Source organism: Endozoicomonas sp. 2B-B, from assembly GCF_053470045.1.
Genome location: NZ_JBLZMU010000001.1, coordinates 2282501 through 2295257, shown reverse-complemented (window position 1 = coordinate 2295257; position 12757 = coordinate 2282501). Strand labels below are relative to the sequence as shown.

Here is a 12757-nt window from a genome sequence, read left to right as displayed (position 1 = left end):
ACGTAACCCTTGCCGTATTATGCATTGCCAGGCTTTTAAATAGGCTTTATAGAGGTAACACTGTGCCTAATAATTTCTAGGTCGTAATAAAAAAGAGGTCGCATGTTCAAAAATTCTTATTATGAATTATCCGAAACCTATCGAAAGAAAAATCTGGTTATTAATCTTGCATGGGATGACATCAAGGTACGGTACGCCCGATCAGTCATAGGACCATTCTGGTTGGTAATGACCACAGCGATCAGTGCATTGGGTTTAGGTTATGTGTGGAGTATACTCTTCAATCAAAATAAAGAGACATTTATTCCTACCCTATGTATAGGCTTGGTTAACTGGCAGTTTCTTTCGTCGTGCATATTGGAGACGCCCAATTGTTTTATCATAAACGCACCTATTATTAGAAATACCATAAACCCGATATTGATATATCCTCTTGTAGCAATCATCAGAAATCTGATTATTCTAGCACATAACTTTCTAATCTTATTTGTAGTTTTTTATCTCTATCCGCCGAACCTGAATTATAACACCTTGCTGATTATTCCAGGACTTGTTTTGGTTATTGGCAACCTTACCTGGATCTCTGTAATTTTGGGTTTTTTGGGCGCTAGATATCGTGATCTCTCACCAGCCATTTCATCAATGATGACCATCCTTTTCTTTCTTAGCCCGGTTATCTACAAACCGGAACAGTTAGGTATTAAAGAGTTGGTCATATGGTTAAACCCGTTTACTTACTTTATCTGTGCAATCCGTGACCCACTTACGGGCCATGCATGCCCATTTTTTTCCTATGTTGTGATGACAAGCACCTTGCTAGTCGGTTTTATCATTACAGTTATCATGATTGATAAATACCGATACCGAATCCCATTCTGGCTATAGGGAGCAAAAATGCCCTGTATCAGGTTAGAAAATGTATCTCTCGAATACCCCCTTTACAATATAGAGAGCACATCAATAAAACATCACTTACTGCGTATGGCTACGGGGGGGCGAATAGCTGTCAACTCGCGCAAAAATACCGTGGTTAAAGCGCTGTCTAATATCAATCTGGATATTAAAGATGGTGATCGCATTGGTATCGTTGGTCATAATGGAGCAGGTAAATCGACGTTGCTTCGATGTGTTACTGGAATTTATCAGCCTACTTCTGGGACCATCGAGCGACAAGGCTCAGTTGCCCCCTTAATAGAAATTGGAGCTGGTATGGAGCCTGAATTATCAGGTTATAACAATATCAAACGACTATTGAGGCTACAGGGTGTCTCAGATGACGACGCTCAGACATTAACCGAAAGCATTGCAGAATTTTCAGAGCTTCAGGATTTCTTGTCATTACCTGTGCGGACTTACTCATCAGGAATGTTAATGCGATTGATGTTTTCAGTATCAACTGTTAGTACCCCTGATATTCTAGTGATGGATGAGTTTTTTAGCGTTGGTGATAATAATTTTAAGAATAAAGCAGAAAAACTGTTGAAGGATAAAATAGAAAAAACTTCTATTTTGATATTTGCTTCTCATGATATTTCTTTTTTAGAGAGCCTCTGCACTAAAATACTTCATATAAAGAATGGTCTAATAAGTGACATAAGTGGTTAAACTACACCTATTTTTAAAATAAATTCTTCTACATTATCTAAAAAAATATTCAACCCAGAGTTAATTGCTAATTACCTGGGCTGGAGAAGGCGGCTGACAGAAGCCCAGAAGCTGACTTCAGAAAAATTAACAGCAGCTATTGTTGATCATTGGATCAACTAACCATTAAAGGGAACATAGCCATGGAAAAATATGAAATGACAGATCAAAAAAATAGTCTTGATGATTACGATGCATGGGCTACTAATTTCATCAAAGCTGATAAATGCATGAGAAAACCTTTTTCTGGTTATATTCATCATTTCCGCCTGAAACTGAATACTTCAAAATAATCAATGAAGCAGCATTAAAAGCAGAGTTCCTTTATGCTTGCGACCTGATCAATGATTTAGAAAAAAAGAGCATCAAAGGGAACATCGTTGAATTCGGTGTTTTTGAAGGTATGTGGTTATCTGTATTAGCCAATCATGTGGAATCTTTTAACAATGGAAGAGACATCTGGGGTTTTGATAGTTTTGATGGACTTCCAAAAACTGATAAGAATGATTTAGACTGTTGGAATGAGGGACAGTATAAAGCTAACTTTGATTCAGTCTATAAATACCTGGATTGTGAAAATAGAAACTATATACATTTGATTAAAGGTTGGTTTACAGATTCATTAAAATCTGAATAGGCCCAATCAATTAAAAATGTTGCATTTGCCAGAGGTGACTGTGATTTATATCGATCATCAGTGCAGTGTTTAGAATATTTGCAAGACCGACTAGTTGATGGTGCAATATTAGTTTTTGATGATTGGACTTGGGACCTTAACAAAGGAGAAACAAAAGCATTCAAAGAATGGACAGAAAAGGATATTAGATTAATGTTCACATTCCTTAACTGTAATGCAATGGGTAGTTTATACTTTAGAGTTAATAGGCCATAGAAATCTAACAGTAAAACCTAAATAGATCAAAGTATTACAGGAGAACATAAATTAGTAATTAACTGGACAATGCAAATGTACTTTTAGCCATAATTTCTCTTCACCTGAATGTATCATAGCCATTATCAAAGATTCCATAAACCTTTATCAATCCTTGAGCGGTGAAACCTGGTTATGAAAACAGCGTTGGAAACGACCTGAATGCTAATATGCCAAAGCAAATCCAAAAGCTATTGAGGTAACATTCACCCATTACCAAGGTCTGGGCATGCGGGCCAAGAGTGAATGGCCATGCTAAACCTGCAACTGATCTTGACCTGGTTGCTTTTGTCAGTGCAGAACGGTCATTGGCTATTTCCAAGCTTCGAGAAGCCTCTAAGTAAAGTAATCTGACCTTATGGGTGGAGTTGTTTACTAAAGATCAGATACCAGAATCATTCAAAAAAAGGATCAGAGAACGGTATGCAGTGGTTCAAAGTGGACATGGATGACTATGCAACAATTAGAGGAAAATGGTTGCTGTACAGTAACTGCCAGTTTTGTTATGAAGGCTCACAATGCTGGACGATTAATCAATGAGTATCAATTACATTACACATAGCCTGGCTCAACATTACTCTCTGATTGCTCAAATGCAGGATGATGAAACGCTTATCAATTCACTTAATATGGCAGTTGCTAAAGTCATTCATTGCTTTGAGAATAATCGAAAAGTAATGTTTGCAGGCAATGGTGGCAGCGCTGCTGATGCACAACATATGTCTGCTGAATTTGTATCACGCTTTATGTTTAACCGCCCGGGCCTACCTTCAATCGCGCTAACCACGGATACGTCTGCGTTAACCGCTATTGGTAATGATTATGGGTTTGATGTTATTTTCTCACGTCAAATTGAAGCCGTTGGTAACTCAGGTGATGTGCTCATTGCCTATTCAACCTCTGGAACATCACCCAATATCCTACAAGCACTTGATGTTGCCCGTACTCGTGATATTAGCTGCATTGGCCTTACGGGTGCCAAGCCAGAAAGTATGGCAATGGTTGAACGATGTGATATTACTTTGCGAGTCCCTCATGATTTAACACCTCGTATTCAGGAAGGACATTTGCTATTAGGACATATTTTATGTGGCGCTGTAGAATCTACGCTTTTCGATAACGGGTAATCAATATGATTTCTGAAGCAATTATACTGGCTGGTGGCTTGGGTACGCGCTTACGATCGGAGATTGGGGATATACCAAAGCCAATGGCGTTGATTTCCGGCAAGCCCTTTCTTGAGATTTTGATCCATAAGCTAGAGACTGAAGGAATACAGCACATTATCCTGTCCTTAGGTTATAAAGCTGAGTCGATCATTCAGCACTTTCAAAACAGACAATTCTCGCTAACACTCTCTTACGTTGTGGAAAATCAACTATTGGGTACTGGCGGCGCAGTTAAGCTGGCTACCGAAAAAATGTCGACAGATTTTGCATTGGTGATGAACGGTGACACTTATCTGGATATAGATATTAATGCCGCTTCTCTATTCTTTGATAAATACAAATCACCGGTTATTTTTGGTTATGATATTGATGATACACACCGTTATGCCCGTATAGAGTCTGAAGGCACTCTGATAACAAAAATTGCTGAGAAATCTGGTACTGGCCCCGGTACTATCAGCGCTGGTGTTTATATACTACCAAAAAAAGCACTGGACCGTTTCCCTTCGGGTAAAGCATTTTCTATTGAGTATGATTACTTTGAATCTTTAACCAGAGAAGATAATTTTCGACTGTTCCATTCACAACACTATTTTATCGACATTGGCACACCAGAGACTTACAAGTTGGCACAAGTTGAACTGAGGAATCAGCTCCCGGAACTGTTTAAAACTTGAATAGCATTTTTTGATGATAGAGTTTATGAAAGTACTTCATTTTTTTAAAACCTATTATCCTGATAGTTATGGCGGCATTGAAAATCTTATTTTTCAGCTGGCAAGTAACGGTGATAAGCAGGGTATTCAATCAGAGGTATTGTCATTAAGTTCAAATGGGGGTGCACGAAATGAAAGAATTGATAACCATCTGGCACATCGCTCTAAGCTTGATTTTTATCTGGCGTCGATGGGTTTTTCATATTCTGTGTTCAACGACTTCAGAGAATTGGCTGATAACGCAGATATAATACACTATCATTTTCCCTGGCCATTCATGGATATTGTTCACTTTTTCAACAGGATAAAAAAACCTACCGTAGTCACTTACCATTCAGACATTGTTAAACAAAAATATCTATATTATCTCTATAAACCATTGATGTATTTATTTCTGAAGAGTGTAGATCGGGTTGTCGCTACCTCTTCAAATTATTTAAAAACCAGCTGTGTGCTAAAAAATATAAAAAAGAAAGTTGACGTTATTCCACTTGGCATAAATGATCATGCTGCCGCACCTGCTCCAACCCTTCTAAAACTCAAGTGGCAACAAACTATCCCCTCGCCTTTTTTCCTTTTTATTGGCTCCTTTCGCTATTACAAAGGCCTCCATATTCTTTTGGAATCCATGAAAGGTGTTGATTTACCGGTTGTGCTTGTTGGCATCGGTAAGCTTGAGAAGGAACTCAAGAGGCAAGCACACAGGCTAGATCTGCGAAACATTTATTTTTTAGGAGCATTGTCTGATGAAGATAAATGTGCGCTGTTAGAATTATGTTTAGGTGTTGTGTTTCCATCCCATCTTAGGTCAGAGGCTTTTGGCATCACTCTGGTTGAAGGCGCAATGTATGGCAAGCCACTGATCTCAAGCGAAATCGGCACAGGCACTACATATATCAATATTGACAATGAGACAGGTCTTGTCGTACCACCCTCCAATTCCACCGCCTTAAAAGCGGCAATGCTCACTCTCTGGAATAACCCTCAATTAGCTACCCACCTCGGCACTAATGCCAGAGCCCGTTATGAACAGTTTTTTACCGTTGATAAAATGGTGAGGGGTTATGCTGAACTGTACAAAAGTGTATTGGCTCGATAGCAAGTCACGCCTAGAACGCTACGACTACGAACTTGATTGTCAAACGTTTATTTTTTTGTCTTACTTGCAAGCCCTGCTTCAGCGGTGATTTTTTTCTAATCATACTAACCCTTTGTTCAAAGGCCGACCGACAGGGCAGACCTCTGATTTGGTATGCAACGTTTAGCTGGGCAATCTGGACAGGATGAGCTTTAAGGTTTCTTTGATTTCCGCATTGTCGGCTTTCAGTTCAGCAATATCTTTGCCTTGCTGATCAAAACGTTTGTCTACCTGATCAAAACGTTTGTCTACCTGTTCAAAACGTTTGTCTACCTGTTCAAAACGTTTGTCTACCTGTTCAAAGCGTTTGTCTACCTCTTCAAAACTTTTGTCTACCTGCTCGAAACATTCGTCTATCTGAGCGAACCCTTGGTGCATTTCAGCACGGGTTTTACTGGCGTAGCTGACAAGCCCCGTCAGGGTGTCTCGGATATGGTCAAGCTCTGTTTCGGGCGTTTGTTTAGCGTTTAAGCTCATGCTGTGCTCCTGAAAAGTGAATGAGAGGGACAACATAGCAGACAAAACAAATCAGTGAGTTGGAAATATGAATAAAAAAATTAGAAATGGATTTAGCCATATAACACCATAGTAATATGGTACCCACGATTTTTGACAACAGTTAAAAGTAGAGGTTTAACCTAACCTTTATTTAAAAATTTAAATCGTGACTATTTTAATCACTGGTGCCACTGGTTTTATAGGGAAATCACTGGTCAACAAACTCAAAACTATGACTCTACCCTACCGTTGTTGTATCAGAGATCGAACAGCATTTTCTGATTTATCCCCTGAGAAAAATATAGTCACTGTTGGAAATATTGATGGTAAAACTGACTGGCGCTTGCCATTACGCAATATCAAGATTGTCATCCATCTTGCCGCTCGTGCGCATATTACGGTTGTTTCCTCCAGCGATTCGCGCAATGAATACAAGAAGATAAATACTGACGGTACATTGAACCTCGCTCGACAAGCTGCCAAAGCAGGTGTTCAACGTTTTATTTTTATTAGCACCATAAAAGTCAACGGTGAAACCACATCCGGTTTACCTGCTTTTAACGAGACGTCAAAGCTCACTCCACAAGACCCTTATGCTATTTCAAAATGTGAGGCTGAAATTGGCTTAAAGCGTATTATCAATGAGACCGCTATGGATCTGGTCATTATCCGCCCACCTCTGGTTTACGGCCCTGGTGTCAAAGCCAATTTTTTCAGCCTGATAAAGGTTGCTGATAGCGCTTTGCCTTTACCTTTTGGCGCTATAAACAACAGCCGAAGTATGCTGTACGTTGGCAATCTGGCTGATTTTATCGTCAGATGCATTGACCATCCGGCAGCAGCAAACCAGACATTTCTGATTTCAGATAATAACGATCTCTCGTTAGCTATGCTCGTGAGGCTATTACGAACTTCACTCGGACGATCTGTTCATTTATTACCGGTTCCTTCCTGTATGCTCCGTGCTGTTGCAATTCTTGTTGGTAAACGAGAGCTGACAAGCAAGCTGATTGGTGATTTACAGGTTGATCCCGCAAAAGCAATCCATCTTTTAGACTGGGAACCCCCTTATTCTGTCGAACAGGGTATTCAGGCTACCGTTGCGGCCTACTCCCAAGGTAAAGATAAAGAATAAAGTGTACCGTTTTTTCGATTGCCTGCTGGCTTCAATAGGTTTGATTCTTGGATCACCTCTGCTTCTGGTGATTTATATTATGGGTCTTTTCGATACTGGCTCTCCTTTGTTCAGCCAAGAGCGAGTTGGGCGCTATAAAAAGCCGTTTGTTCTTTTGAAGTTCCGTACCATGCAAGTAGGTACTTTCTCTGTTCCCAGTCATCTTGTCTGCTCGTCATCCATTACACCGCTGGGTCGTTTCCTACGCAAAACCAAGCTGGATGAACTACCACAGCTCTGGAATGTTCTGCTCGGCGATATGAGTCTGGTAGGACCAAGACCAAATCTTTTTAATCAGGAAGAACTGATTGAAGCTCGTGAACAACTAGGTATTTATGATGTGCGGCCAGGCGTTACCGGGCTTGCACAAGTCAGCCAGATTGATACGTCTACCCCTGAACTTCTTGCCAGAACAGACAACCAAATGATCCAAACCTTAACGAGGCTCTTGATTAAAACCGCAACGAGCGCAACGCTCGCTGTTATGGATAAGGTTCAAGCTACCTTGTCAAACACTTAAGAAAGACATTTCTGGCACCGTTGATATCGGAGTTTTTCAAGATAGTTGTCCCGAAAACTGAATTTTAGGCTGCCTTTTTCTCGTTAATTCTTGCTTCAGACAACCGCTCAGGATTCAGTGCAACCGCACCTACAGGCTCCCAGTTTCTGATAACTCCTGACCAGCGCGTTGGATTAGCTTCTCGCGCTTTGGTATACACCTGTTTCCGGTGATTCAGGATTTCCTGATCTCTTTTCTCATGCCGTTGCGCAGGTGTCACAAAGCGGATTGAGCTATGGCGGTGTTCATTGTTATAAAAGCGCTCAAACTTCAGCATCCACTGTCGACTGTGTTCTAACGTCAGAAAACCTTGAGATGGCCACTGAGGACAGTACTTCACCGTTTTAAAGATCGATTCTGCAAATGCGTTATCGTTACTCACCCTTGGGCGACTATGAGAGGGAATAATGCCCAATTCCTCAAGCTTGGCCTTAAAGGTACTCGACGTCATTGGAGCCCCATTGTCTGAGTGCAGTACAAGCGGTGTTTTAGTGCATTTTTCAGCCACCATTGTCCGGTTAATCAGTTCACTGGCTAACTCACCAGACTCACGGCTATGAATCTCCCAACCAACAATCTTACGACTGTAAACGTCCAGTATCAGGTAGAGGTACCAGAACTGGCCGCGTACCCTGGAAGGTATGTAACTGATGTCCCAACACCAGACCTGGTTAGGGCCAGTAGCAACATAGGTTGTCGGCTTGTTGCTTTTCGATCGCTTTCTTGAACGACCGCGGTGGTGCAACTGACCATACTTTTTCAACACACGGTAAAAGCTAGATTCAGAAGCAACGTATACTCCCTTGTCTGCAAGGGCTGGCACGATCTGCGATGGTGGCAGGCTCGCATACTCATCTTCATTACTGATAGTCAGAATACGTTGCTCCTCTTCCTCAGTCAGTTTGTTAGAGGGTACCGGGCGCAAGGCATCCGGGCGTTTGTCCGTTAACACTGCACCATTGTCATCGCGCCAGCGATTCAGTGTTTTCAGGGATATTTCCAATTGTTCAGCAGCCTTCCAGCGAGAAGCGCCGTTTGCTATAGCCTCATCAAACCATGTCAGCAGTTGGCGGCGCTTATCGACAGGTGTCAGTTGTCCTCGCTGTCTATCCCGTAGAAGGCATCGAGCTTTTTTGATAGCACCAGCAGGGCTGCAGCTTCTGCCAACGCCTTGTCTTTACGGCGAAGCTCTTTTTCAAGGCTCTGATTGCGCTTACGCTCTTGTTTTAATTGCTTGCTTTCCTGGTCTGCACGCTGAGAAGCCTGAACAGCACCTGAAATACAAGCGTGCTTCCACTCCTTGACTTGTTGAGGATAAAGCCCTTTTTTACGGCAGTATTCACTTAACTCTGTTTCTGACAAAGCAGCGGTTTCGACGACCACGGCAAACTTGCTTTCAGCAGACCATTGTTCTGATTTTTGTTCGTTCCCTGGCACAGGTAATCCTTTGTCCCGTAGTTTTTTACGCCAATTATACAGGGTTTGTTCGCTGATACCTTCCTCTCTGGCAACATCCGGCACAGAGCGATTGTGTGGTGGTAACAGTTTTTTCAAAACAGCTGATTTACGTTCCTCTGAAAAACGAGGCATATTCAACGTCCATCGCCCACTGTCTAGCTTTTATTGGTTAATCAGTGAGCGGGACAACTATCCTGACACAGCGGGATATCACGATCAACGGTGAAGCCCTCACCCTTAATAATTTTGGAAGAACCTAATTTTTCGTCAATGGTCCCGTTCCATGATTGAGTCTTGGATGTATAGGCTTCGTTGCAATCAACTACATGCTTTCCATACTTTTTTGCGTACCACTTAAGCCGCTTTTTGAATGGGTAGTGATTGAGGTCAAGCATCTGGCGGCAGGTGTTACGGCGAATGGTGCGAACCTTCTTATCTTTGCGTGTGACCATACCTCTTGTCTCAAAGGTTGGCAAAAATACAACGTCGTAGTTCGACACCAACTCGAACGCCAGCCGGTTATGCAGATCAAGAACAATGTCATCCTTTTTGCATTTCAGCCGGTCAATTTCCCTGTTGAAATGAATAATCCGATCTCTTGCCCACTGGGGCATGTCGGGGAACTCAACGCCTCTTTTTCGCTGTAGCACGTGGCAAAGGTGCGAACTCCGGGGTCAACTCCAACGCATCTAACCTTCCCTCGGATTTCGGGATTTAGCTCAATATGTTGTTGAACCTGAATGAACCAGCGACCTTTGTCGTAGGTTACGACACAAGATTTACCAATCGCTTCTGCTGGCACATCTTCTGTCAGGTGAATCTTGCCAAGAGCCTGTACGCAGGGATTTAATCCCTTTGGCAAACGGTCAATAGAGAATGAGTGCCTGCTACCTTTGCGGCTTTTGAAACTGATTTCTGCAAAGCCCTCTTTAGCTCCATTGAGCTTCTTGTTGTGCACGCAGACCGCTTTGAATGTAGTCGCTGCCGCCAGTGTTCCATTATCAGAAACAAGCGAGTTATAAGCCCTGCCACTTTCTTTTTGCTCTTGCTTCACTTGAGCTTTAATGGCAGGTCGCATGTTGATGAATTTTCCGCTGGCATCTTTATAGTCATCGTTGCGGAAACGCTCAACAGCAAGGTTGTACGACCTGCGGTAGAGCATCAGGGCATCGTGATAGGCTTGCTTATTCTCTGGGTAAAACCTGATCTTTTTTGACGCTACTCTCTTTGCGTCTTTTAGCAGATCGCTTCCCGTAGTGGCTATTGCAGAATGAGGTAATGAAACCGATAAGCTCTTGGGTGTCGAATGACTCACTGGCGTTATCCGGGTCATCCAAAACCTCGATGTGTCCTCCCGATAATTCAACAAGCCATTTGATGAGTCCAAACCCTGATCGGGCAAGGCGATCTTTTGTGGCAACCACAATATGGGTTGGATTTCCGCACACCGCTGATTCCAGAATGGTTTGCAGTCCCTTTCGCTTAAAGTTGAAAGCACTGGCAATGTCGCTGATAAATTCTGCATCAGGGTGCTCTTTGAGTAAGATACACTTTTGCGTGTCAATGCTGGATTTTTGCTTTTCAGAACTCACTCTTGTATAGCATATCTTCCTCTGCTGGTTAATGAATATGCGGAAGTGACCACCACTGGTTTGCTTCACTTTTTCGTAGTGACCGCTTTCGATCTTGCGCCTCATAGTTTGGCTGGTTACGCCTTCAATCTTGGCTAGCTTTGTAGTTGAACCCCACAAGATAAATTCACCTTTTGACGATTTATTTTGTGTCTGGCGTAATTGATTTTGCGATTGTTGCAATTTTATTTGACTGTCGAACAGGGTATTCGGGCTACCGTTTTGGCCTATTCTCCAGGTAAAAAATGAAGTGTATCGTTTCCTTGATTGCCTGCTGGCTCTACTCGGCCTTATTCTCAGCTCGCCTTTACTTCTGGTAATTTATATTATGGGTCTTCTTGATACCGGCTCTCCCCTGTTCAGCCAGGAACGGGTTGGCCGTTATAAAAAGCCGTTTGTGCTTGTGAAGTTCCGTACCATGCAAGTGGATACTTTCTCTGTTGCAAGTCATCTTGTCCCTTCCTCATCCATTACGCCGCTAGGTCATTTCTTACGTAAAACCAAGCTGGACGAACTGCCACAGCTATGGAATGTGCTTGTTGGCGATATGAGTCTGGTGGGCCCACGGCCTAATCTTTTTAATCAGAAAAAGTTGATTGAGGCCCGTGAACAACTCGGAGTGTATAACGTTCTGCCTGGCCTTACCGGACTTGCGCAAGTCAGACAGATTGATATGTCTACCCCTGAACTGCTTGCCAAGACAGACAGCCAGATGATTCGATCCTTAACTCTTCGGGATTATTTTAAATATATTTTGATGACTGCGACGGGGAAAGGTCAGGGAGACCGGGTGCGATGAGTAGTAATAACAAAAACCCCAGCTGATCTCTCAACCGGGGTTTTGCTTTATTCAATGCCTGGCGATGACCTACTCTCACATGGGGAAACCCCACACTACCATCGGCGATGTGTCGTTTCACTTCCGAGTTCGGGATGGGATCGGGTGGTTCCAACACTCTATGGTCACCAGGCAAAACTGGTCGAGCCGTTGGCTCTCGAGCTGGAAGCTTTAAGCTGGAGGCTTGAAGCTGTTTCTCGAAAACTAAGGCTCTGGAATCCAAATCTCTTTTAAGCTGTGTCGCCTATTCTTGCTCAACACTCTCGTTCACTGTGTACGGCTTCAAGCTTCAGGCTTCCAGCTTTTGCTGGCAGCTTCGCTGCGCAAATCGCTTTGGCGTTATATGGTCAAGCCTCTCGAGTCATTAGTACGGGTTAGCTCAACGCCTCACAACGCTTACACACCCCGCCTATCAACGTCGTCGTCTTCAACGTCTCTTATGGGCCTTGCGGCCAGGGAAGTCTCATCTTGAAGGGGGCTTCCCGCTTAGATGCTTTCAGCGGTTATCCCGTCCGAACTTAGCTACCGGGCAATGCGTCTGGCGACACAACCCGAACACCAGTGGTTCGTCCACTCCGGTCCTCTCGTACTAGGAGCAGCTCTCCTCAAACTTCCAACGTCCACGGCAGATAGGGACCGAACTGTCTCACGACGTTCTAAACCCAGCTCGCGTACCACTTTAAATGGCGAACAGCCATACCCTTGGGACCGGCTTCAGCCCCAGGATGTGATGAGCCGACATCGAGGTGCCAAACACCGCCGTCGATGTGAACTCTTGGGCGGTATCAGCCTGTTATCCCCGGAGTACCTTTTATCCGTTGAGCGATGGCCCTTCCATTCAGAACCACCGGATCACTATGACCTACTTTCGTACCTGCTCGAGATGTACCTCTCGCAGTCAAGCTGGCTTGTACCATTACACTAACCGCACGATGTCCGACCGTGCTTAGCCAACCTTCGTGCTCCTCCGTTACTCTTTGGGAGGAGACCGCCCCAGTCAA

Annotated in this window: 13 protein-coding genes, 2 rRNA genes and 1 pseudogene (1 of these 16 only partly in view); 9 read left to right on the top strand and 7 right to left on the bottom strand. The window is 43.3% G+C overall.

All coding sequences use genetic code 11. The annotated features are described in order from the left end of the window. Window positions 1-102 precede the first annotated feature (102 nt). The 6 genes and pseudogenes from ACOMHB_RS09445 (at window position 103) to ACOMHB_RS09420 (ending at window position 5559) form a co-directional block, all read left to right on the top strand. Window positions 103-885, top strand: a complete 783-nt coding sequence (locus ACOMHB_RS09445) for an ABC transporter permease (RefSeq protein WP_448216407.1) — start codon at window positions 103-105, stop codon at window positions 883-885. 141 nt (window positions 886-1026) lie between these two features. Then, window positions 1027-1605 (top strand): ABC transporter ATP-binding protein, encoded by a 579-nt coding sequence (locus ACOMHB_RS09440; RefSeq protein WP_448216406.1) that lies wholly within the window; start codon window positions 1027-1029, stop codon window positions 1603-1605. A gap of 265 nt (window positions 1606-1870) precedes the next feature. Further along, a pseudogene (locus ACOMHB_RS09435) lies at window positions 1871-2536 on the top strand (TylF/MycF/NovP-related O-methyltransferase). 575 nt (window positions 2537-3111) lie between these two features. Continuing rightward, window positions 3112-3702 (top strand): D-sedoheptulose-7-phosphate isomerase, encoded by a 591-nt coding sequence (locus ACOMHB_RS09430; RefSeq protein ID WP_448216405.1) that lies wholly within the window; start codon window positions 3112-3114, stop codon window positions 3700-3702. Window positions 3703-3707: 5 nt separating this feature from the next. Next, window positions 3708-4421, top strand: coding sequence for a sugar phosphate nucleotidyltransferase (locus ACOMHB_RS09425; protein ID WP_448216404.1), 714 nt, complete (start codon window positions 3708-3710; stop codon window positions 4419-4421). Between the two features lie 25 nt (window positions 4422-4446). Next, window positions 4447-5559, top strand: a complete 1113-nt coding sequence (locus ACOMHB_RS09420) for a glycosyltransferase family 4 protein (protein ID WP_448216403.1) — start codon at window positions 4447-4449, stop codon at window positions 5557-5559. 162 nt (window positions 5560-5721) lie between these two features. Here the strand turns inward: ACOMHB_RS09420 and ACOMHB_RS09415 are convergent, their stop codons facing one another. Beyond that, the gene (locus tag ACOMHB_RS09415; protein ID WP_448216402.1) at window positions 5722-6075 is read right to left on the bottom strand and encodes a hypothetical protein; all 354 of its coding nucleotides are present in this window, start codon (window positions 6073-6075) and stop codon (window positions 5722-5724) included. A gap of 187 nt (window positions 6076-6262) precedes the next feature. On the opposite strand from ACOMHB_RS09415, the gene ACOMHB_RS09410 reads away from it, so the two are divergent. Together ACOMHB_RS09410 and ACOMHB_RS09405 are read left to right on the top strand one after the other, a co-directional pair. Continuing rightward, on the top strand, window positions 6263-7231 hold the full coding sequence (locus ACOMHB_RS09410; protein ID WP_448216401.1) for a UDP-glucose 4-epimerase family protein: 969 nt from the start codon (window positions 6263-6265) through the stop codon (window positions 7229-7231). Window position 7232: 1 nt separating this feature from the next. Then, window positions 7233-7790 (top strand): sugar transferase, encoded by a 558-nt coding sequence (locus ACOMHB_RS09405; RefSeq protein WP_448216400.1) that lies wholly within the window; start codon window positions 7233-7235, stop codon window positions 7788-7790. 64 nt (window positions 7791-7854) lie between these two features. On the opposite strand, the gene ACOMHB_RS09400 is transcribed toward ACOMHB_RS09405, so the two are convergent. The 4 genes from ACOMHB_RS09400 to ACOMHB_RS09385 form a co-directional block, all read right to left on the bottom strand. Next, window positions 7855-9419 (bottom strand): IS3 family transposase gene (locus ACOMHB_RS09400; protein ID WP_448215008.1). Its coding sequence is split into 2 segments (ribosomal slippage): window positions 7855-8966 and window positions 8966-9419, totalling 1566 coding nucleotides; the frame shifts between segments, so codons are not numbered across the junction. Between the two features lie 41 nt (window positions 9420-9460). Continuing rightward, complete coding sequence (locus ACOMHB_RS09395) at window positions 9461-9901, bottom strand: zinc ribbon domain-containing protein (protein ID WP_448216399.1); 441 nt, start codon at window positions 9899-9901, stop codon at window positions 9461-9463. After that, window positions 9844-10449 (bottom strand): hypothetical protein, encoded by a 606-nt coding sequence (locus tag ACOMHB_RS09390; RefSeq protein ID WP_448216398.1) that lies wholly within the window; start codon window positions 10447-10449, stop codon window positions 9844-9846. Before ACOMHB_RS09390 ends, ACOMHB_RS09395 begins: the two co-directional genes overlap by 58 nt. Window positions 10450-10471: 22 nt before the next feature. Next, complete coding sequence (locus ACOMHB_RS09385; protein ID WP_448216397.1) at window positions 10472-11038, bottom strand: IS607 family transposase; 567 nt, start codon at window positions 11036-11038, stop codon at window positions 10472-10474. Between the two features lie 130 nt (window positions 11039-11168). Here ACOMHB_RS09385 and ACOMHB_RS09380 point away from each other — a divergent pair, with 130 nt between their 5' ends. Beyond that, a complete protein-coding gene (locus ACOMHB_RS09380) occupies window positions 11169-11717 on the top strand; it encodes a sugar transferase (protein ID WP_448216396.1) in 549 nt (182 codons plus the stop codon). 56 nt (window positions 11718-11773) lie between these two features. Here the strand turns inward: ACOMHB_RS09380 and rrf are convergent. Both rrf and ACOMHB_RS09370 read right to left on the bottom strand, forming a co-directional pair. After that, window positions 11774-11889: ribosomal RNA gene (gene rrf, locus ACOMHB_RS09375) — 5S ribosomal RNA — on the bottom strand. Window positions 11890-12099: 210 nt separating this feature from the next. Further along, window positions 12100-12757 (bottom strand): 23S ribosomal RNA (locus ACOMHB_RS09370); it runs 2445 nt beyond the window's last position.